Consider the following 20,551-nt stretch of genomic DNA (forward strand, 5'->3'; position numbering starts at 1 on the left):
GTGAAAATCGTCACGCGCTTCAAGCTGGCCGAACTGTTTTGCGTGGCGCTCGTGGCCATCATCGTCGCCGTGCTGTTTTCCACCAGCATGGCGATGCAGCGCGAACTGGCGAAGAACAGGGCAGCGGCCGATATCCTGCAAGCCGTCACGTCGCTGCGCTACCTGTCGATCGAATACGCGCTGCACCATGGTGCGCGCACGCGGGCCCAGTGGCAGCTGCGCAGCGAGTCGCTGTCCACGGGGCTGCTGGCTACGCCCGCCTTCAACGGCGTCGAGGAGCGCGCGCTGCTGCGCGAATTGCAGGGCGACCTGGCCCGCGTGGGCGGCCTGTTCAACCTGTTTGTCGCGAATCACCGTGAGCTGGGGCAGGACCCGCAGCGGCGCGAGGTGCTGGGCGAGCTGGAATCGCGCCTGTCCGGCCAGATCATGGGCAAGGTGCAGGGCATGATCTCGGATGCGATGCGGCTGTCCGAATTGAGCCGGCAAGGCGTGCTGGACGCGCAGCAGCGGGCCAACGTGGCCGTCATGTTGTTTGGCGGCCTGATCATCGCCCTGGTGGCCGGTTTGATCTATTTCACCATGACCAGCGTCACGGGACCGCTGGAGAAGTTGCGCCAGGGCACCCTGATCGTCGGCGCCGGCAAGCTCGATTTTGCGCTCGGCGTGCACACGAAAAATGAAATCGGCGACCTGGCGCGCGCCTTCGACGGCATGACGGACAAGCTGCGGCGCACCACAGTCTCGCGCGACGAGCTGGCGCAGACGAATGCCGCCCTGGAAACGCAGATTGCCGAACGCCAGCTGGCCGAGCGCAAGGTGCATGAACAGCTGGAGCGCCTGAACCTGCTGCAGCAGATCACGCGCTCGATCGGCGAGCGGCAGGACTTGCGCAGCATCTTCCAGGTGGTGGTGCGCAGCCTGGAAGAGCAGCTGCCTATCGATTTCAGCTGCATCTGCCTGTATCAGCCGTCCGAGCATGCGCTGCAGGTGACGTGCGTGGGCGTGCGCAGCGAGGCGCTGGCGCTATCGTTCATGATGAGCGAACACGCGCACATCCCCATCGACGAGAATGGCCTGTCGAGCTGCGTGCGCGGCAAGCTCGTATATGAAGCCGACATTGCCGGGGTGGCGTTTCCGTTTCCGCAGCGGCTGGCGCAAGGGGGGCTGCGGGCCCTCGTCATGGCGCCGCTGCTGGCCGAAAACACGGTCTTCGGCATCCTGATCGTGGCGCGCCGCGCCGCGCACAGCTTTACCAGCGGCGAATGCGAATTCCTCAGCCAGCTGAGCGAACACGTGGCGCTGGCCGCCAATCAGGCGCAGCTCTACGGCGCGCTGCAGCGCGCGTATGACGACTTGCGCCAGACGCAGCAGTCTGTGATGCAGCAGGAGCGCCTGCGCGCGCTGGGGCAGATGGCCAGCGGCATCGCGCACGATATCAACAACGCCATTTCCCCCGTGGCCCTGTACACGGAATCGCTGCTGGAGACGGAAACCAATCTCAGTCCGCAGGGCCGGCATTGCCTGGAAGTGATCGAGCGCGCCATCGACGACGTGGCCGCCACCGTGGCGCGCATGCGCGAATTCTACCGCCAGCGCGAACCGCAGCTGGCGCTGTCTCCCATCGACGCCAACCTGGTGGTGCAGCAGGTGCTGGACCTGACGCGCGCGCGCTGGAGCGACATGCCGCAGCAGCGCGGCATCGTCATCGCCCTGCGCATGGAGCTGGCAGACGGCTTGCCCATGCTGCCGGGCAGCGTGGGCGAACTGCGCGAAGCGCTGACGAACCTGGTCTTCAACGCCGTCGACGCCATGCCGGAAGGCGGCACCCTGAGCGTGCGCACCAGCTGCGCCGGCGCAGCGGGAGAGGCGGCGCGGCAGGTACGCATCGAAGTGGGCGACACGGGCGTCGGCATGGACGACAATACGCGCCGCCGCTGCCTGGAACCGTTTTTCACCACCAAGGGCGAGCGGGGCACGGGCCTGGGCCTGGCCATGGTGTATGGCATGATGGAGCGCCATGGCGCCAGCATCGACATCGTCACGGCGCCGGGGCAGGGCACGGCGGTGCGCCTCGATTTTCCCGCCTGCGCCGCGCACGAGGGGGCGGAAGCGCCCGATATGGCCCACGCTGTGCCGCCGCGCCTGCGCATCCTGGTGGTGGACGACGACCCGATGGTGCTCAAGTCCCTGCGCGACATCCTGGAAATCGATGGCCACGACGTGGTGTCGGCCGATGGGGGCCAGGCCGGCATCGACTGCTTCCAGGCCGCATACGAGCGGCATGAATACTTCGCCGTGGTCATCACGGACCTGGGCATGCCCCACGTGGACGGGCGCAAGGTGGCCAGCGCGGTGCGCCAGTGCTCGCCGGCCACGCCCATCATCATGCTCACGGGCTGGGGCCAGCGCCTGGCGGCCGACAGCGACTATCCCGAACACGTCAACTGCGTGCTGGGCAAGCCGCCCCGGCTGAAGGAATTGCGGCGTGCCTTGAACAAGGTCATTTCGACGGGGTAGCGCCGCCGAGTCGTTCAACCCCGATCATCCTTGTTTAATCCGTATCAAGCTTCGCTGCGATGTCCGCACAGCCGCGTGACGACTCACTAGACTTGTATGGATGGACCCGTCATTCCAGCCTTTGCCAAAGGCGTGATGAGAATGTCTGTTGTCTGTCCACGCGAGTCAAACGACTTGTCGTTAAATTAGGGCGATACTGTGATCATACCGAGACCCCCGCCAGGAGCAGCACCTGTCCCGACGTACAGCAGCGATTCGCTGAGCAAGAAAATAGCGATCCTCGATCTCGTGACGACCTTGACATATAAACTGGCCGTTGCAGCGGGGGCCATCGTCACGCTGACCTATCTGTTTGACATCCAGTTTTTCCCCAGTGGCCTGACGCCAGGCGAAGTGGTGTTCTTTATCTTTGTGGCACTGATGTTCGGTTTTCTGTACTGCATCTTTTTGTTGTTCGGGGCCATGTCTGCACTGTGGCTGCTGCAACTGCTTTCTTTGTTGGAACGGTGTGTTTCCACGCGGCGCGCCTTCCATGGGCGCGCGGCCCTGTTTGTCGTTCCAGCCGGGCTGCACGGCGTTGGCTATTTTCTAGTATCGCTTTCCTTTTTTTTGCTGTCCTTGCATTTTGCTTTCGCCGGCGCACAACCTTCCTTGTTTTTGCTGATACTGATCTTTTTTTGTGCCGGTTTTCTCGCCCTGATGCTAGGCACGGCTGGCACGCAAGGCGGCATCACGGTCGCCGGCGCGCAGCCGAAGCCGCAGCGCAGATTGGCGCAGCTTGCCGCAGTGTTCGTGGCACCGCTGGTACTCGTGCTGTTCTTCGGGCCGTTCATGAAGATGGTGCATATGGCTTTCCAGCTATTGGGTGTGCGTATTCCCGACGTGAGCATCGAAGTGCCCGATAGCGAGCTCGGTGAAATCGAGCGCGTCACGGAAGTCGTCGGCCGCCCCATCCTTGACTGCCGCAGGGGCGCGGGGGGACGATTGCTGGTACATCATGCCGATGTCTTGTGGACTGGCGTTGGCGGCGTGTCGCTTGTCACGTTCAGTGTACGCACGAAGCCGGAGGCCGGCATTTTCAGCCCCGAACCGACCATCCTCAGGGTTGCCACCTTGCGCCTGGACGCGGCCACGATGCGCATCATCAAGAGCCGGCCTGCGCTGAATCCCTGTTTCGACCTTTCCAACGACTTGCTGTTCAAGACTGGCAGCGATCAATTGTTGCCAACGGCACAAGCGCGTCTGCGGGCTCTTGCCTCAGCCATTGTGGCATCGGGTACGCCGCGTGACATTCTGGTACGCGGTCACAGCGATACCCGTCCTTTCGCCAGGAGCCTTGCAGGAAAAGGCGTGGATAACCAGCGTCTTTCGGAGTTGCGCGCAGAGGCGATTGTCAATGTGCTCAGAACGACGCTGGAGGGAAAGAACCTGACATTTGCCTCGTAAGGGGCGGGTGCGCGGGAACCGCGCGTGACATGCCCTGTCGAGGCAAGTACCACCTCCTATGAAACGGAACAGTGCAATGCCTTGAACCGCAGGGTGGAGGTGCGCGTGATGTACGCAAGAACGCAGTAAGACGAGTTGCGGCAACGGCATTTTTCAGCCGTTGCCACCGTTCGCCTGGCGTTTTATGCCGGTACCGCTTGTATCAGAACCGGTACGTCAAGGTCCCCCGCACGCTGCGCGGCGCGCCATACGTGCCTTGCGCATAGGTATTGATGTTGATGTACTTCTTGTCGAGTACATTTTCCACGTTCAGCTGGGCCGTCAGCTGGCGCGACAGCTGGTAGGTGGCCATCAGGCTCACCGTGCTGTAGGCTTGCTGCGTCACTCTTTCCTTGCCGTTCGGGCCCTCGTCGTCAAAGTAGAACTTGCTTTGCCAGTTGATGCCGCCGCCCACGGTGAGGTCGGGTCGTACCTTCCAGGTGGTGAACAGGCGCGCCGTCGAGCGGGGCGACAGGGTGTTGATGTCCTGCTGCTCGCGGTCCCTGGCGCGGAAGTGGCTGGCGCTGGCCGTCACGTTCCAGCCTGGCGCCAGGCGGCCCGACAATTCCCCCTCGATGCCGCGGCTGGTGGCGCCGCGCGCCGCGTAATATGCTTGCGTGGTGGTGCCAGGGACCCGGTGCGCGCCGTCCGGCTGGGCCAGCTTGTCCTGCTTGATCTCGAAGAGGCCGATGGAACCATTGGCCTGGCCGCCGGCCAGTTCCCCCTTCACGCCCACTTCCATGCTCTGGCCCGTCAGCGGGTCCAGCCAAGCGCCCGCGCGGTCCTGGTTTTCCTGCGGGCGGAAGATGTCCGTGTAGCTGGCATACATCGAATACGTGTCGTTCAGGTCCACCACCAGGCCCGCGTAGGGCACGAACTTGCTCTTGGCGAAGGCAAAGCGGGCACTGCCGTCAAAGCCGATGCGGTCCTTGTCCCAGCGGCTCAGGCGTCCGCCGAGGATCAGTTTGGTGCTGTCGGCCAGGTTCAGGCGCGCCGCGCCGTAGGCACCATATTGCTTAGTGGTATATTTTTCCGACAGCACGGGTTCGCCCCAGGCGGGCTGCGGGTAGCTGCCGTCCCAGGCGAGAAAATTGCCGATCGGTTCGGGATCGAGCGCTTCCTTGACGCTGAATTCGGCATGCTGCAGCGTGTAATTGGCGCCCACGATGACCTCATGTTCGCGTCCGCCCAGGGTAAATGGCCCGGACAGCTTCACATCAACGCTGCTCTGGTCGCGCTGGCCGATGTAGCGGTTCGGGTAACCGAGCATGCCCAGGCCCGTGATGCGGTCGGGCCGTTCGGCCAGGAACACCAGCGGCGTGTCTTCCGTGTGCTTGCTGTACATGGCTTGCGCCTGCGCCTTCCAGCCCTGGCCCAGCGCGTGTTCCACGGTGGCGTGCACGTTCGTCTGCTCGGTGGCCCAGGCGGCCCAGCGGGGCGCCGTGGTGACGGAACGGTCGAAATCGGTGCGCGTGCCGTCGCTGTACCACAGGGGGAAGCCGCCCCAGTTGCTGCCTTTCGGGTCGTTCTTCTGGTAGCTGGCGCCCAGCGTGGCCACGGTGCCGGGCGCCAGGTCCGCCTCGGCGGTGGCGTAGACGAGCTGGCGCTGGTTGGAATAGCCATTGGTAAACGACTTGCGGTCTTGCCAGGCGCCGGCGATCCTGCCGCGCACGGAGCCGTCCGCGTTCAGCGGCGTGGCCAGGTCGACGGTACCCCTGTAATCGCTCCAGGAACCGGCCGCCAGCGACCATTGCCCTTCGAACTGCCTGGCGCTGGCCCGCTTGCGCACCAGATTGATCGAGGCGGACGGGTAGCCGGCGCCCGTCAGCAAGCCCGTGGCACCCCGGGTCACTTCCACGCGGTCGTAGATCAGCGAATCCATTTCCGATTCGCCGCCCGAATACTGCACCTTATACGTGGTGGGCACGCCGTCGTACTGGAAATTGTCGACGTCGAAACCGCGCGCGGAAAAGGTGCTGCGCTCCGTGTCGAACTGGTTGACGGCGATGCCGGGCGTGTTGCGCAGCACGTCGCGCACCGTCAGCAAGTCCTGGTCATCCATGCGCTGGCGCGTGATGACGCTGACCGATTGCGGCGTCTCGCGCAAGGACAGCACCAATCCCGTGGCGCTGGCCGTGGCCGGTGTCGTGTACGAATTCGTCCCTTCCGTGCTGGTGCTGCGTTCGGCCGTGGCGCGCACGGCGATGCCGGGCAGGGTGGTTGCCTCGCTGGCGGACGGCAGCCTGCGCACGGCGTAGTTGCCGCCGCCCTGGTCGACGGCAATGAGGCCGCTGCCATCGAGCAGGCGGGCAAAGCCGTCGGCCACCTGGTAATTGCCGCTCAAGCCCCGGCTGTGCAAGCCCGTGTACAGGCTGGCGGCGCCGGAAATGCTGACGCCCGCCTCGGCCGCAAAGGCGGACAGGGCGGTACTGAGGAGGCCGGCTGCCACCTGGTAGTGGCGCGCGGGCGCTTCCTGATGCTGGGCGAATGCGGGCGGCGTCAAGGCCAGGCCGCCCAACAGGGCCAGGGTCATGCTGGTGTTGCGGTAGTGCTTCATTGCTTGTTTCCCTTCGTTCATGTGTTGGTCCTGTGTGGATTGACGGGGCACATGCGCGAAAGGGACATTATTTTTTAAAATAGTTATGCGGGTTCGATGGAAATCCACCAGCGGCTGTGGCGTTGCACGCGGATGGGCAGCGAGGCTTGCAATAGTGATAATAATTGATCCGTATCATGCAATTGGTACACGCCCGACACGCGCAGCCGCGCCACGGCAGGGTCGCAGCGCACCACGCCGTGGCGGTAGCGGCTGAGCTGCGCCAGCACGTCGGCCAGCGGCGTATCGTCCGCGTACAGTAATCCTTTGGTCCACGCGGACGCATGCGGCGCCAGCGGCTGCGGCGCGCTGGCGGCCGCCTCGTCGAAGCTGGCTTGCCAGCCCGCTCGCACGATGACGGGCTGGCCCTCGGCGGGCCGCACTTCGACGGCGCCCTGCGAAACGGCCACCTGGGTGCGCGCGCCGAACAGGCTGTCTTCCTGGCGCACCGTGAAGCGCGTGCCGAGGGCGCGGATGCTGCCGTTGCTGGTGCGCACGATGAAGGTACGCCCGAGAGCATCGGGACTGGTCGCCACGTGCAGCTCGCCGGCGCGCAGCTGGAGCAGGCGCAGCGCGTCGCTGAAAGCGATATCGGCGGCGCTGGCCGTGTTCAGGCTCAGGGCGCTGCCATCGGGCAAGGCGAGATGGCGGATTTCGCCCGTTGCCGTGCGCAGGTCCGCCGTCCATGCCTGCCACGGCGGCACTTTCAGCATGGCCCAGCCCGCTGGCCCGGCGGCGATCAGCAGCGCCAGGATTTTCAGGGCGGCGCGGCGCGGCCCGCCGGCCGGGCGGTCGAGCACCGGCATGGCCAAGGGCGGGGGCAGCATGCCGAAGGTGCAGCAGACTTGCTCGGCGCGTTGCCAGGCCGTTTCATGGTCGGGGTGGGCGGCGCGCCAGCGGGCCAGCCCCTGCTGCGCTGCTGCGTCGAGTTCGCCGCCTTGCAGGCGCATCATCCAGTGCGCCGCCTCGCGCGCGGCGCGCGCATCGAGAGCCGCACCCATATCAGGCCAGCAACAAAATGCATTGTTCGAACGCCCGCACCATGTAGCGCTTGACGGTGCGTTCGCTGATCTTCAGGCGCGCGGCGATGACCGCATACGCCATGCCTTCCAGCTGCGACAGCAAAAAGGCCGTGCGCACCTTCGCGCCCAGGCCGTCGAGCATGGCATCGATCCGGTGCAGGGTTTCCAGGATCAGCAAACGCTCTTCCGCCGATGGCGCGGCGGGCGCGGGCAGCTGCGCCAGGGTGGCCAGCCACGCTTGCTCCAGCGACTGGCGGCGGTAGTGGTCGATCAGCAGGCGCCGCGCCACGGTGGTCAGGTAGGCGCGCGGTTCGCGCAGGGTGGCGGCGCGTTCGCCGGGCGTGGCCAGCAGCTTGACGAAGGTATCCTGCGCCAGATCGGCCGCATGATCGGTGCAGGACAATTTGCCGCGCAGCCAGCGCAGCAGCCAGGGATGGTGCTGGCCATACATCTGAGCTAAAGGATCGGCGGCAGGGGATACGGCATACGTCACGGCACACTCCAAGTTGGCGCGGAAGTCCCGTGCCGCTGGCGCATGCAGGCTCTTCTTAAATGCGAATGGTTCTCATTTTACATTGGCGTGCCCGAATGTCAATGCGCTGGCTCAGTTGGCATGGCCATCATGGCATTTCCGCTATACTGGCGACCCGATATTGCCGCCATCAGCCGAAGATCACCATGGACCTCAGTACCCACGCCGCCGTCGTCAATTGCGAAGCATATCGCGACGGCAGGAAGATCGCCCATTTCGACATCGACAAGGTGGGCGACTTTCTCGGCGACGCCGATTGTTTCGTCTGGATCGGCCTGGCCAGCCCCGACGTCACGGCCATGCAGGCGCTGCAATCGGCCTTCGGCTTGCACGAACTGGCCGTCGAGGATGCGCAGGGCGCGCACGAGCGGCCCAAGCTGGAAGAGTACGGCGACACCCTGTTCATGGTGGTGCACACGGCCACCCTGGACGGCGACGCCATCGTCTACGGCGAAACCCACGTCTTTCTCGGCCCCCGCTTCATCATCACGGTGCGCCACGGCCCTTCGGCTGGCTATGCGAAGTTGCGCGAGCGCAAGGAAAGCGTGCCCGAGAAACTGGCCAGCGGCCCCGGCTACGTGCTGTATTCCATCATCGACTTCATCGTCGATCAGTACCAGCCCTGCATCGACCATTTGCAGGCCCGTTTCCAGCACTATGAACTGCAGCTGTTCAAACCCAGCCTGAACGAAGACAAGCTGCAGGACTTCTACCAGCTCAAGACGGAGCTGCTGAAGCTCGATGCGGCCGTCAATCCCCTGCACGACATCTGCACCCAGCTGATCCGTTTCCATGGCGATATCGTGCCCAAGGAAAACCGCATCTATTACCGCGACATTCTCGACCACGTCAAACGGGTCACGCACACGGCGGGGCAGATGCGCGAGCTGGTCAATTCAGCCATGCAGGTGGCGCTGGGACAGATTTCGATCCGCCAGAACGAGGTGGTCAAGCGCCTGGCCGCCTGGGCCGCCATCCTGGCCGTGCCCACCATGGTCTTCAGCCTGTACGGCATGAACTTCGAATTCATGCCGGAACTGAAGTGGCGCGGCAGCTATCCGGCCGTGATCGTCATCATCATCGCCGGCTGCTGCTGGCTGCACCGGCGCCTGAAGCGCGAAGGCTGGCTGTAGCGGCAGCAGATGGCCGGCATGCAAATATTGGAGAGTTTTGCCGCGCAATCAGCTGCTACGATGAAACTGTCCCGGTGAATGCGCTTGACGGCAGGTGAATGAACCTCCTTGGCGTGGATAGCGGTCCGGCCGGCGCTGCACCCCAGAGCCGCCGGTGCGGACCACCTTGCCTGTCCGACGCCACAAGGCTCCTGGTTTTCAGGAGCCTTTTTTTTGCCCGTGCCGCTTATGCCTGCGCCACCGCGCTGGCCGCCTCCAGGATCAGCGCCGCCACCTCCACGGGACGCGAGGCCAGCGACGCATGGCTGGCGTTGAGCGTGATGACTTTGCGCGCCTGCAGGCGCGCGGCCATGCGCTCCTGGTTGACGGGGGAAATCATGCGGTCGGCGCTGGAAATCTGGTACCAGCTGGGTTTATGCTTCCAGGCGGGGTCGCTGACGGTGTCGCCGAAGGTGCTGGCCAGCGGCGCTTTCTGCACCACGCCCAGCACGGCGCCTTCTTCCGCATCGAGGTCCTGGCAAAAGCTGTCATGGTATTGCTCGGGCTTGACCCACAGATAGCCGTCGCTGTCGCCTTCCAGATTGGCCGCGCCCAGGGGCGGGTGTTCCTGCGTGATGCTGCCCGGGCTTTCGCCCGCGTCGGGGGCGAAGGCGGCGATGTACACGAGGCCCGCCACATTCGGCGCATTGCCGGCCACGCTGATGACGGCGCCGCCATAGGAGTGTCCCACCAGCAATACCGGGCCATTCACCTGCGCCACCATCTTGCGCGTGCGTTCGGCATCGTCGGCCAGCGACGTCAACGGCAGTTCGACGGCACGGATGGCCGTGTGGCCCTGGCGGCGCAATTCGAGGATGACGCGGCTCCAGTGGGCGGCGCCGCCCCAGAAACCGTGGACGAGGACGATGGTGACTGGCTGGCTCATGCGGATACTCCTTGTGGCAAAGGAAACAGCGGAGACCGCACAGTTGCAAAGGAGCAACGGCGCGGCGGACAGGTGCGCATCCATTGTAGACCTTCCGGCGCCGCCGCCATCGTAGCTTTATTTTTCCCAGCGCATGGCGTCGATGGCGGCTACCACCGTGGATTCATATTCGATGAAGAAATCGCTGTGGAAGCCGTTGCGGATGAGCAGATGGGTGCAGCCGGGCAAGGCGGCGGCCAGACGCTCGCCGTCGGCCAGGCGCAGCGGGCGGAAAACATTGAAAAACGTTAGTCCGTCCGCCACGATCTGGGGATCGGACTGCGGCGACAGCCATGGCAGCAGGTTGCCCACGGTGCCGGGATCGACGGTGATGACCAGGGCCGGGGCGCGCACGCGGCGGTAGTCGGGCGAAAAATGGTGCGCCGCCTTGCCCATGGCCCTGGCGATGGCGGGCGGCGTATTCGGCCGCACGGAACCGTCGGGCTGCACTTCGAGCGTATCGCGCCAGAATGCCTCCAGCGCGGGCCACCAGTGCTTGTTGACCCGCCTGGCATAGGCGATCGATGCGGCCATCGACGCCAGGTCGGCCGGTCCGGGCTCGGGTGCCTCGAAGGACAGCTTCTCGCTTTCCTCGTCTTCGCCGCCGCTGGCCAGATAATCGAAGGTCGTATCCAGGTAGACGAGTCCGCGCACGCGCTGCGGGTGGCTGCCGGCGAACAGCGTCACCTCGTTGCCGGCGATGGAATGGCCGGCCAGGATGATCCGTCCGACGTGCAGGGCGTCGAGCACGGCCAGCAGGTCGGCCACCAGGGTGGCGGGCGCATACGTCATATCGTTGGCGTCGTTCACCGGCGGAGGCTTGCTGGAGGAACCGTAGCCGCGCCGGGTGATGGCGAGCACGCGGTGGCGGCGCGCCAGCGCGGGCGCCAGGCTGTCGAACGCGTAGGCATTGGCGCCCAGGCCGGCCAGCAGCACGATCACGTCGCCACTGTCGCCCTGCGCCGATGGCCAGTCGCGCACATGCAGGCTGACGCCGGGGGCGACGGCGATCTGCCGGTCCGTCGCGCGGGCGCCGTGCGGCCCGCTGCCGCCGCAGGCGGCCAGGGCGGCCAACGCGGCTGTGCCCAGCAACAGCCGGCGGCGGGTGTGGCAATGCGTGCTGGTGTCGGGTGTGTTGCTCATGCCGTACTCCTGTGTGGTTGGGGGCATGAGCAGTATCGGCGCCGCGCATGAAGCGCAGGTGAGGGGCCGGTGAAGGAAGGCTGAAGGCCCGTCCGGCGGCGCTAGTGCGACACCAGCACCGGCAAGGTCATTTCCTGCAGCACCGTGCGCGTGACGCCGCCCAGCAGCGCCTCGCGCAGGCGCATGTGGCCGTAGCAGCCCATCACGATCAGGTCGCAGTGCCGCTGGGCCGCCATGGCCAGCAGGGCCGTGCCCACATCCTGGCCCGGCGGCGTGTCGTGCTGCAGCACCTCGACGTTGACGCCATGGCGCGCCAGGTACAGGGCCAGGTCGGCGCCCGGCTGCTCGCCGTGCGCGGCCGGCTGGGCGTGCGAATTGACGACGGCCAGGGTCACCTGCCGCGCCCTTTGCAGCAGCGGCAGTGCATCGGTGATGGCGCGCAGCGCTTCGGCGCTGCCGTTCCAGGCCAGCAGCGGATGCTGCGCGGTGCCCGCTGGCGCGGCGGACGGCGCGTGCGGCACCATCAGCACGGGCCGGCCGCAATGGAGCATCAGGTATTCGGCCGTGCCGGCGATCACGCGCGACGGCGTATCCTGCGCATCCGTCTGGCCCAGGATCAGCAAGTCGCAATAGCGCGCCTGCAGCAGCAGCGCGCCTTGCGCGTCATCGTCGACGAAGCGCGTTTCGTAGGTGCCCAGGCCTTCTTCGCGGGCGATGCGCTCGAAGTCGTGCAAGGCCTCGCTGGCCTGGCTGCGCAGCGCCTGCATTTGCGCCGGCGCAAACTGCAGCGCGTTGACGCCGCCGCCATACGCGTAGCGCGAGATGCCGCTCATGGCCGAGCCGATCAGGTGGGCGCCCTCGGCGACGGCCAGGCGCACGGCCAGGCGGATGCGCTGGGCGCAGTGGCGGGAATTGTCGACGTGGACCAGCAGGGTAGTGTAGGGCATGGCGTTTTCCTCGGTTGTCGGTTGTCGGTTCTCAGGTCTGCAGCACGTAGCTGCCCGGCGCGTCGCCCAGGGCAGCCCCCATGGCCGGTGGCGCCGCTTGCGCGTCCGGGCGCTGCGCCAGCCAGGCTTGCCAGGCGGGCCACCACGAACCGTCGTGGTGCGGCACGTCGCGCTGCCAGCTGTCTGCGTCGATGTAGGGCGCGTCGTGGCGGTGCGTGGCCAGCTGGTAGCTGCGGCGCGGCTGGCCCGGCGGCGAGACCACGCCCGCATTGTGGCCGCCCGAGGTGAGCAAAAAGGTGACGTCCGTGTCGGTCAGCAGCTGCAGCTTGTAGACGGAGCGCCACGGCGCCACGTGGTCCGTCAGGGTGCCGACGGCGAAGATGGGCGCCTTGATGTCGGGCAGGGCGATGTGGCGGCCGGCCGTGCGGTAGCGCCCTTCGGCCAGGTCGTTGTGCAGGAACAGACGGCGCAGGTATTCCGAGTGCATGCGGCAGGGCATGCGCGTGGCGTCCGCATTCCAGGCCATCAGGTCGCTGTCCTGCTCGTCGAGTCCCAGCAGGTAGTGGCGCAGGCGGCGCGACCAGATCAGGTCGTTCGAGCGCAGCAGCTGGAAGGCGCCCGCCATCTGCTTGGTATCGAGGTAGCCCTGCTTCCACATGGCCGCTTCCAGGAAGCTGACCTGGCTGTCGTCGATGAACAGCGACAGTTCGCCCGGCTCCTTGAAGTCCACTTGCGACGCGAGCATGGTCAGGCTGGCCAGGCGCGCATCGCCGTCGCGCGCCATGCTGGCGGCGGCGATTGCCAGCAGGGTGCCGCCCAGGCAGTAGCCGGCCGCGTGCACCTGCGGCGCGCCCGTGAGGCGGACAACGGCATCGAGCGCCTCCATCACGCCCAGCTGGCGGTAGTCTTCCAGCGACAGCTCGCGGTCCTCTTCCAGCGGGTTTTTCCAGGAAATCATGAACACCGTGTGGCCTTGCTGCACCAGGTAGCGCACCAGCGAATTGTGCGGCGACAGGTCGAGAATATAGAATTTCATGATCCAGGCGGGCACGAACAGCAGCGGCGTGGCATGCACCCTGGCGGTCGCGGGGGCGTACTGGATCAATTCGATCAAGTCGTTGCGGTAGACCACCTTGCCTGGCGTGACGGCTACGTTCACGCCCACTTGATAGGTGCGCTGGTCGGGCGCACGGGCGCCCATGGCGGCGCGCTGCCAGTCGTCGGCCGCATGGGCCATGCCGCGCGCCAGGTTGGCGCCGCCGCTTTCCAGGGTGGCCTGCTGCACCACGGGATTGGTCAGCAGGAAGTTCGACGGCGCCAGCATGTCGAGCCACTGGCGCACGGTGAACGTGACGACATCCTCGTGGTGCGGCGCGACGCCGCGCACGCCCGTGGTGGCGCGGTGCCACCACTGCTGCTGCAGCAAAAAGCCCTGGTAGACGAGGTTGTAGGGCCAGCGCCGCCAGGCCGCGTCCTCGAAGCGCCGGTCCTGCGGCAGCGGCGCGATGCACGGCGGCTCGGTGGCGCCGCCAGCCATGGCCGATTGCATGGCGTACTGCTGCCAGCGGCCGATCTTTTTCCACGCTTCCTGCAGCAGCGCCTGCTGTTTCGATGGCGCCAGCGCCAGGTGGCTGAGCCAGTCGGCATACGCGTTGCCCAGCGCGGCCGGCGAAATGCCGCCCGTGAACTTGCCCAGCCAGGCGTTCAGCAGCAGGTCCAGGGTGGCGCCCTCGGGCGCGCTTTCCGGATAGTCGGGTACCGGCACGCCTTGCCAGGCGCTGCCCAGGCGCTCATGCTCCACTTTTTGCTCCACCTTGCTCGGCTGCGTCTTGCTCATCCAGGACTCCCGTCATTTTTTTACAGGATAGCAAGAGCTTGTTCAAAAAATTATGATCTACATCAAGTTTGGCCGGATGCGTGCAGCATGTGGCTTGCCGCCTGGATGGCCGCGTCCGTTTCCTGCACAAACAGCCGCAATTGCTCTTCCAGCGCAGCGAGCCGCGCCAGCAACGCGCCCTGCGGGGCCTCGGCCGCTTCGCGCTCGATGGCGGCGGCGATGGCGACGGCCGGTGCGGCACGGAAGTTGGCCAGCAAGCCGGCCAGGGTATGCGCCTGCCGGCTTACGGTGGGCCGGTCGCCCGACTGCAGGGCCGCGCGCAGGGCCTGCAGCTGCGCCGGCAAGCCGGCCAGGAACGATGCGCCGATGATGCCGATCACGTCGGTGTCGGCCAGGGCCAGCGCGGCGCCGTAGTCGAAGCCGGGCAGGCTGTCCGCCGCCGGCATCCGCTGGCCTATTTGCAGCACATGCTGTTCGATCAGGCTCTGGAAGGCGGCCGTGCGGAACGGCTTGGACAGGTAGTCGTCCATGCCGCCGGCGATGCAGCGTTCGCGGTCGCCTTCCAGGGCGCTGGCCGTCATGGCGATGATGACGCTCCTCGGCATGCCCTGCGCTTCGCGCGCGCGTATCTGCGCGGTGGCGTCGAAACCGCCCATTTCCGGCATTTGCAGGTCCATCAGGATCAGGTCGAAATGGCCGGCCGCCTGGCACTCGAGGGCGATGCGGCCGTTTGCCGCATGCGTGACCCGGTGGCCCGCATTCGACAGCAGCACGGTGGCCAGTTCGCGGTTCATGGCGTTGTCCTCGACCAGCAGGATGTCCAGCCCGGGCATGCCTTCGCGCGCGGCGTGGCGCATGGCGGCGGGTGCCGCGCCGGGCATGCCGCGGCACGTGCCCAGCATGTTCGTGGTGATGGCCAGCAGCTCTTCGGGACTGGCGGGCTTGAGCAGATAGCCGCCGATGCCCAGTTCGCGGCAGCGCGCGGCGTCGCCCAGGCTGCCGCACGACGACAGCATGACGATGGGCACCTGGCTCCAGTGGGGCAGGGCGGCCAGCGCCGCTGCCGTGTCGAAGCCGTTCATGCCGGGCATGGCGCAGTCCATGATGATGCAGTCCGCCGGCAAGGCGCCGCGGCAGTGCTCCAGCGCCGCCTCGCCCGACTCGCAGGCGCTGACCATGGCGCCGCTGTGCCCGAAGATCCGGCGCAGGATGGTCAGGCTGCTGGGGTTGTCGTCGACCAGCAGGATGCTGCGCCCCGCCAGCGTGGCGCCGGGCGGCGGCAAGGGCTGCTGCTCGCCGATGGGCAGGGCCAGGTCCACGCTGAAGCAGCTGCCCTTGCCCAGTTCGCTCGACAGGCTGATTCTGCCGTCCATCATCGTCACCAGGCGGCGCGTGATCGACAGGCCCAGTCCCGTGCCGCCGAAGCGCCGCGTGGTCGACCCGTCTTCCTGCTGGAAGGCGTCGAAGACGGCCTCCTGCATGTCGGCGGCGATGCCGATGCCGGTGTCGCGCACGCACAGGCGCAGGCGGGCCATGCCGTCGCCGCTGGCGCGCAACCGGGCGCTGACGACCACCTCGCCCTGCTGCGTGAACTTGATGGCGTTGCCGGCCAGGTTGGTCAGCACCTGGCGCAGCCGGCCCGGGTCGCCGAGCAGCGTGTGCGGCAGCGCGGGGTCGACGTCGAGCACCAGTTCCAGGCCGCTCGCCTGCGCCCGCATGGCGTGGGCGCGCAGGGTTTCCTGCAGCAGCTGGCGCAGGTCGAAGGGGATGCTTTCCAGGGTCAGCATGCCCGCCTCGATCTTCGAGAAATCGAGGATGTCGTTGATGATGCACAGCAGGGCGTCGGCCGAGGCCTTGACGATTTCCAGGTACTTGCGCTGGTGGCCATCGAGGTCGGAATCGAGCACCAGGTCCGTCATGCCCAGGATGCCGTTCATCGGCGTGCGGATCTCGTGGCTCATGTTGGCCAGGAATTCGCTCTTCGAGCGGCTGGCCGATTCGGCCACTTCCTTGGCCAGCAGCAGGGCGCGCTCGGCCGCCTTTTGGCTGGAAATGTCGACGATGGTGCCCACCAGGCCGTGCAGGCCGCCGTCGGACTTCAGCAGGGCCGCCTTGCTGAACAGGACATCGACCTGCCGCGTGCCGATGGTCAGCCGGTCTTCGTACGTCTGGTTGCCCCGGTCCTGCAGCAGCGCCAGGTCGTGCCGCAGCACTTGCTGCGCCTCCTGCCGCGGCAGGATGTCGGCCACCGTCAGGCCCGCGATGCGCGCCTGGTCGAGATGGAAGAGGGCGCAAAAGGCGCGGTTGGCGCGCAGGTAGCGGCCGTGCACGTCCTTCAGGTACAAAGGGATGGGGATGGTCTCGATCAGCGCGTCGACGAAGTTGAGGTTATGCCGCAGCTCGCGCGCCGCCTGGCGCCGCTCCGTGATGTCGGTCAGGCTGCCGGTGATGCCCGCCAGCCGTCCCTGGCCATCGCGTTCGGCGCGCGCGCACACGTCGATCCAGCGCACGTTGCCGTCGCTGGTGACATAGCGCGCTTCATGGCGCATGCTGTCCACCTGGCCCGACCACAACTGCGACAGGCCGGACGCGGCGCGCTCGCGATCGCGCGCATCGACGAATTGCAGGACATGCTTGCCCAGGCTGCCGGCGATGGAAAACCCCGTGATGGTGTGCCAGGCGGGATTGAGGAAGGTCCAGGCGCCCTGCAAATCCGTGCGGAACACCACCTCGTTGAGGCTGTTGACGACGTTGCGGTATTCGCGTTCGCTTTTCGCGATGGTCTCGGCCATGCGCTTGCTGTCGCTGATTTCCGTGCGGATGGCGATGTACTGATAGGGCTTGCCGGCCGCATCGAGGAAGGGCACGATGGTGGCGTCCACCCAGTATTGGCCGCCATCCTTGGCGTGGTTGCAGATTTCGCCGTGCCAGACCTGGCCGGCCGTAATGGTTTGCCACATCTGCGCAAAGAAGGCGTCCGCATGCGTGTGCGAGTTGATCAGGCGGTGCGTCTGGCCGACCAGTTCTTCGCGCGCGAAGCCGCTGATGGCGCAGAACTTGTCGTTGACGTAGATGATGGTGCCGGCCGTGTCGGTGATGCTGACAATGGCATGTTGATCCATCGCAAAGCGCTGGTTCTGCAATTCGATGCGGCGCAGCTCCTGCTGCGACACCAGCTCGGCCAGCAGCGCCGACAGGCCCTCGATATCGCCGTCCTGCGGCAGGCGCAGGCCCGAATCGTTGTTGTCGAGCAGGCGCACGGCTGCCACGCGCAGCGACTGGATCACGCGGTTGCGGCTGGCCAGTTCCGTGCGCAGCAAGTCATTCGTCAGGCTCAGCTCATTCGAACTCAGTTCCAGGCTGCGCGAGCGCAAGTCCAGGTCGCGTTCGGACTGCTCGTAGGCGCCGTCGATGCGCTGCAGCAGGGCCGGCAAGCCGGCCAGGAAACCGGCCAGTTCGGGCGGCGTGCCCGCTTGCCCGCCCAGTGCCTGCGCCTGTTCCAGCAAGGCGGCGCAGGCGCTTTCCGAGTCGATGTTGCAGACGCGGTTCAATTGGCGTGCCAGGGTGCGGTTCATGCTTCGCTCAGGACGGTGACGGTCATCGTCTGGTTGTGCAACTGGCACGCGCCGTGCGGCTGGGCGATGCCGATTTCGCCGTTCGAGTAAAAACCGGCGATGCAGGCCGCGCCGCCCAGCTGGTCGGCCACCGCTTCGACTTCTTCCTCGACCCGGTCGCCCATCACCAGCTTGCGTCCCACGCAGCTGACCAGCAGGGTCAGCTGGTCGCCCTGCGCATCGGCATGCGGCGCGACGCCGCGCGCGGCCGTTTCGGCTCCGTCGATCAGCCGGTTGGTACTGGAATGCATCAATTTCAGGTAGCCGTCGGCGAGGATGTCGCCGGCCAGGGTCAGCGACCCCTGTTCCTCGTCGACGGCGAGGATGGTACGGAAGACATTGCTTTTCTCATGCGCGGCCGAGAGCATTTCAAACGGGAACAGCAGCCCCGAGCCGGGCAGGCCGCGCGCATGGTCGCCCAGGTACAGCTTGTAGATGTCCAGCGCCCGCGCGCCGTCCAGGCCATACAGCACGTTGTCGACGCAGCGCGTCACCTTGCGCGCCGGGCCGAACGCTTCCCAGCCCGCATGGCTGCCGTAGCCGAGGCGGATATGTTCGCCGTACAGGCCGACGGCGACGATGGTATTGTCGGCCGCACCGCGCGGACCCAGGGTCCAGGTCTGGCGGAAGGCGCCGCCGTCCGCCGCCAGCCCGCCCGACACCGTCACGCCGGGCGGCAGGTTCGCCTGCAGCCCGGCGATCAGGGCGCTGCCGTTGATGGCCACGCCCGTGCCCAGCATGAAGACGGCGGCCAGGCCGTCCTGCGGCAGGGCCTGCGCCAGGCGCTCGCCCGCGTCGCGCGAGTCCGCCATGTCGCAGATGATGGCGTCGGCAATCGCCACCGTGGTGCGGGCAAAGCAAATGGCGGTGATGACGCAGCTGTCGTCGTAGACGCGCTTGCCGGCGATCTCGCCGGCCGTGGAGCAGCCGGCGACGACGGCGCCCGGCAACTGGCGGCGCAGCGCCGCCGTCAGGCCGGGCGTGGCAAAGTAGGAGCAGGCGCCGAAGACCAGCACCAGGTCGGGCGCCATGGCGGCCAGGGGCGCCAGGGCGGCATCGAAGTCCGCATGGCTGTTCAGGATCAGTTGTTGCACGCGCATGGCAGGTTCCTCGCTTATAGTGGGTGGGCGTCGTGATGGACAGGGTCGGGCAGGCTGTTGCGGATGGCGAGCACCTCGTCCCAGGCCCCCAGGAAGGCGTCGAGGCACAGTGGGCAGAAATGGCTGCCCCTGTTTTGCTCCAGGTACTGGCGCGCCTGGGCCAAAGGCCAGGCCGGCTTGTACGGGCGTTCGGAGCTGAGCGCGTCGAAGACGTCGGCGACGGCGACGATGCGCGCCGGCAGCGGTATCTGTTCGCCCGCCAGGCCATCCGGATAGCCGCTGCCGTCGTATTTTTCGTGGTGGCCGCAGGCGATTTCCTCGGCCAGGCGGATCAGCGGCGAGTCGCTGCCGGCAAGGATATGGCCGCCGATCTTCGCATGCTGGCGCATGATGGCCATTTCATCGGGGTCCAGCCGTCCCGGCTTGAGCAGGATATGGTCGGGCGTGGCCAGCTTGCCCACGTCGTGCATGGGCGCCGCCTTGAGCAGCAGGTCCTGCCATTGCGCGTCGAGGCCCAGTTCCCTGGCGATCAGTGCCGAGTAGCGCGCCATGCGCATGATGTGGGCGCCCGTTTCGGGGTCGCGGAATTCGGCCGCCCGCGCCAGGCGCGCGACCAGCTCCATCTCCCTGGCCGTGACGTTGGCGATGGCCTCGGCCACTTCGTGTTCCAGCAGCTTGGCGCGGTCGGCCAGCATGGTCTGCGCCGTGCGCAGGGCCAGCAGGTTGCGCACGCGCAGGCTGAACTCGATGGTGTCGACGGGCTTGGTGAGAAACTCGGTCACGCCCAGCGAAAAGGCCTGCTTGCGCACGGCGCGGTCGTTTTCGGTGGTGACCATGACGATGGGGATGTCGGCCATGCCCTCCATCTTGCGGAAAATGCTGAGGAATTCGTTGCCCGACAGGCTGGGCATCCGGTAGTCGAGCAAGACCAGGTCCGGCACGTGCGACTCGCACCAGGTCAGCGCATCGATGGGATCGTTCATGCAGACGGACTCGATGGCGCTGGCCTTGCGCGCCAGGGTCGACAGCAGGCTCAGGTTGGTATCGTTGTCATCGACGATCAGGATGCTCATGGTATCTCCGGCGGACGGCGGTCAGTGGCGGGCGGGGCGGCGATGGCCGGCTCAGGCGGCCAGCCTGCCCGTGGCGTGCATGCCCAGGCTGGCCAGCAGGCTGTCGATGTCCAGCACGATGAGCATGCGCTCGTCGAGGGCGCCGATGGCCGTCACGTGGCCGGCCATGGCCGAGCCGTGCAGCTGCGGCGGCGGCTTGATCTGCGCCGGCGCCAGCGGCACCACGTCGGCCACGCGGTCGACCACGATGCCGGTGGCGCCATGCGCGAAGATCAGGATGATGACCACGGTCGAAGCGTCGTAGGCGGGTTCTGCCTGGCCCAGCGCGATGCGCAGGTCGAGCAGCGGCACGATGCTGCCGCGCAGGTGGATGAAACCCTTCAGGAAGGCGGGCGCGTTGGCGATGCGGGTGACGGTGCCGTAGCCGCGGATTTCCTGCACCAGGCCGATGTCGATCGCATATTCCTCCTTGCCGAGTCCAAAGACCAGCAATTCCCGGGCGCCCGCTTGCGCCGGTTGTCCCGCTGCCGCGGCATGTGTGGTGGTCGTTTCCATGTCCTTGCTCCTGTCAGGTATTGCGTGATGCAT

The 20,551-nt window shown here is 66.5% G+C and carries 14 protein-coding genes; 3 read left to right on the forward strand and 11 right to left on the reverse strand.

Annotated elements, in window-relative coordinates; all coding sequences use genetic code 11:
* Window positions 1-2,517 carry an ATP-binding protein gene (locus tag AC1RJW_RS16190; protein ID WP_493045813.1) on the forward strand — a complete coding sequence of 839 codons (2,517 nt, stop codon included), beginning with the start codon at window positions 1-3 and terminating at the stop codon, window positions 2,515-2,517.
* A gap of 297 nt (window positions 2,518-2,814) precedes the next feature.
* The gene (locus tag AC1RJW_RS16195) at window positions 2,815-3,963 is read left to right on the forward strand and encodes an OmpA family protein (RefSeq protein WP_493045814.1); all 1,149 of its coding nucleotides are present in this window, start codon (window positions 2,815-2,817) and stop codon (window positions 3,961-3,963) included.
* Between the two features lie 202 nt (window positions 3,964-4,165).
* Here the strand turns inward: AC1RJW_RS16195 and AC1RJW_RS16200 are convergent, their stop codons facing one another.
* The 3 genes from AC1RJW_RS16200 to AC1RJW_RS16210 all read right to left on the reverse strand — a co-directional run bounded on the left by AC1RJW_RS16200 (window position 4,166) and on the right by AC1RJW_RS16210 (window position 8,113).
* A complete protein-coding gene (locus tag AC1RJW_RS16200; protein ID WP_493045815.1) occupies window positions 4,166-6,580 on the reverse strand; it encodes a TonB-dependent siderophore receptor in 2,415 nt (804 codons plus the stop codon).
* A gap of 62 nt (window positions 6,581-6,642) precedes the next feature.
* Complete coding sequence (locus tag AC1RJW_RS16205) at window positions 6,643-7,599, reverse strand: FecR domain-containing protein (RefSeq protein ID WP_493045816.1); 957 nt, start codon at window positions 7,597-7,599, stop codon at window positions 6,643-6,645.
* 1 nt (window position 7,600) lies between these two features.
* A complete protein-coding gene (locus tag AC1RJW_RS16210) occupies window positions 7,601-8,113 on the reverse strand; it encodes a sigma-70 family RNA polymerase sigma factor (protein ID WP_493045817.1) in 513 nt (170 codons plus the stop codon).
* Window positions 8,114-8,298: 185 nt separating this feature from the next.
* On the opposite strand from AC1RJW_RS16210, the gene AC1RJW_RS16215 reads away from it, so the two are divergent.
* On the forward strand, window positions 8,299-9,285 hold the full coding sequence (locus AC1RJW_RS16215; protein WP_493045818.1) for a magnesium and cobalt transport protein CorA: 987 nt from the start codon (window positions 8,299-8,301) through the stop codon (window positions 9,283-9,285).
* 226 nt (window positions 9,286-9,511) lie between these two features.
* Here AC1RJW_RS16215 and AC1RJW_RS16220 read toward each other — a convergent pair whose 3' ends face one another.
* From AC1RJW_RS16220 to AC1RJW_RS16255, 8 genes are all read right to left on the reverse strand, one after another.
* Window positions 9,512-10,210: an alpha/beta hydrolase gene (locus tag AC1RJW_RS16220; protein WP_493045819.1), complete on the reverse strand. Its 699-nt coding sequence runs from the start codon at window positions 10,208-10,210 to the stop codon at window positions 9,512-9,514.
* 117 nt (window positions 10,211-10,327) lie between these two features.
* Window positions 10,328-11,392: an alpha/beta fold hydrolase gene (locus AC1RJW_RS16225; protein WP_493045820.1), complete on the reverse strand. Its 1,065-nt coding sequence runs from the start codon at window positions 11,390-11,392 to the stop codon at window positions 10,328-10,330.
* Between the two features lie 101 nt (window positions 11,393-11,493).
* Window positions 11,494-12,339, reverse strand: a complete 846-nt coding sequence (locus AC1RJW_RS16230) for a universal stress protein (RefSeq protein WP_493045821.1) — start codon at window positions 12,337-12,339, stop codon at window positions 11,494-11,496.
* Between the two features lie 31 nt (window positions 12,340-12,370).
* Window positions 12,371-14,176 carry a PHA/PHB synthase family protein gene (locus tag AC1RJW_RS16235; RefSeq protein WP_493045822.1) on the reverse strand — a complete coding sequence of 602 codons (1,806 nt, stop codon included), beginning with the start codon at window positions 14,174-14,176 and terminating at the stop codon, window positions 12,371-12,373.
* A 62-nt stretch (window positions 14,177-14,238) separates the two neighbouring features.
* Window positions 14,239-17,751: a PAS domain S-box protein gene (locus AC1RJW_RS16240; protein ID WP_493045823.1), complete on the reverse strand. Its 3,513-nt coding sequence runs from the start codon at window positions 17,749-17,751 to the stop codon at window positions 14,239-14,241.
* Window positions 17,748-18,890, reverse strand: coding sequence for an FIST signal transduction protein (locus AC1RJW_RS16245; protein ID WP_493045825.1), 1,143 nt, complete (start codon window positions 18,888-18,890; stop codon window positions 17,748-17,750). The genes AC1RJW_RS16240 and AC1RJW_RS16245 overlap by 4 nt, the downstream gene beginning before the upstream one ends.
* Before the next feature lie 14 nt (window positions 18,891-18,904).
* Entirely contained in the window at window positions 18,905-19,963 is a 1,059-nt protein-coding gene (locus AC1RJW_RS16250) for an HD domain-containing phosphohydrolase (protein ID WP_493045826.1), read from the reverse strand.
* Between the two features lie 51 nt (window positions 19,964-20,014).
* Window positions 20,015-20,518: a chemotaxis protein CheW gene (locus AC1RJW_RS16255; protein ID WP_493045827.1), complete on the reverse strand. Its 504-nt coding sequence runs from the start codon at window positions 20,516-20,518 to the stop codon at window positions 20,015-20,017.
* Between the last annotated feature and the right edge of the window lie 33 nt (window positions 20,519-20,551).

This window comes from Janthinobacterium sp. GW822-FHT07A03, from assembly GCF_058798815.1.

Bases quoted from the DNA above. Each gene is read 5' to 3' on its own strand.
- AC1RJW_RS16200 (WP_493045815.1), bottom strand. From the start codon at position 6,580: ATGAACGAAGGGAAACAAGCAATGAAGCACTACCGCAACACCAGCATG.
- AC1RJW_RS16205 (WP_493045816.1), bottom strand. From the start codon at position 7,599: ATGGGTGCGGCTCTCGATGCGCGCGCCGCGCGCGAGGCGGCGCACTGG.
- AC1RJW_RS16215 (WP_493045818.1), top strand. From the start codon at position 8,299: ATGGACCTCAGTACCCACGCCGCCGTCGTCAATTGCGAAGCATATCGC.
- AC1RJW_RS16220 (WP_493045819.1), bottom strand. From the start codon at position 10,210: ATGAGCCAGCCAGTCACCATCGTCCTCGTCCACGGTTTCTGGGGCGGC.
- AC1RJW_RS16225 (WP_493045820.1), bottom strand. From the start codon at position 11,392: ATGAGCAACACACCCGACACCAGCACGCATTGCCACACCCGCCGCCGG.
- AC1RJW_RS16230 (WP_493045821.1), bottom strand. From the start codon at position 12,339: ATGCCCTACACTACCCTGCTGGTCCACGTCGACAATTCCCGCCACTGC.
- AC1RJW_RS16235 (WP_493045822.1), bottom strand. From the start codon at position 14,176: ATGAGCAAGACGCAGCCGAGCAAGGTGGAGCAAAAAGTGGAGCATGAG.
- AC1RJW_RS16240 (WP_493045823.1), bottom strand. From the start codon at position 17,751: ATGAACCGCACCCTGGCACGCCAATTGAACCGCGTCTGCAACATCGAC.
- AC1RJW_RS16245 (WP_493045825.1), bottom strand. From the start codon at position 18,890: ATGCGCGTGCAACAACTGATCCTGAACAGCCATGCGGACTTCGATGCC.
- AC1RJW_RS16250 (WP_493045826.1), bottom strand. From the start codon at position 19,963: ATGAGCATCCTGATCGTCGATGACAACGATACCAACCTGAGCCTGCTG.
- AC1RJW_RS16255 (WP_493045827.1), bottom strand. From the start codon at position 20,518: ATGGAAACGACCACCACACATGCCGCGGCAGCGGGACAACCGGCGCAA.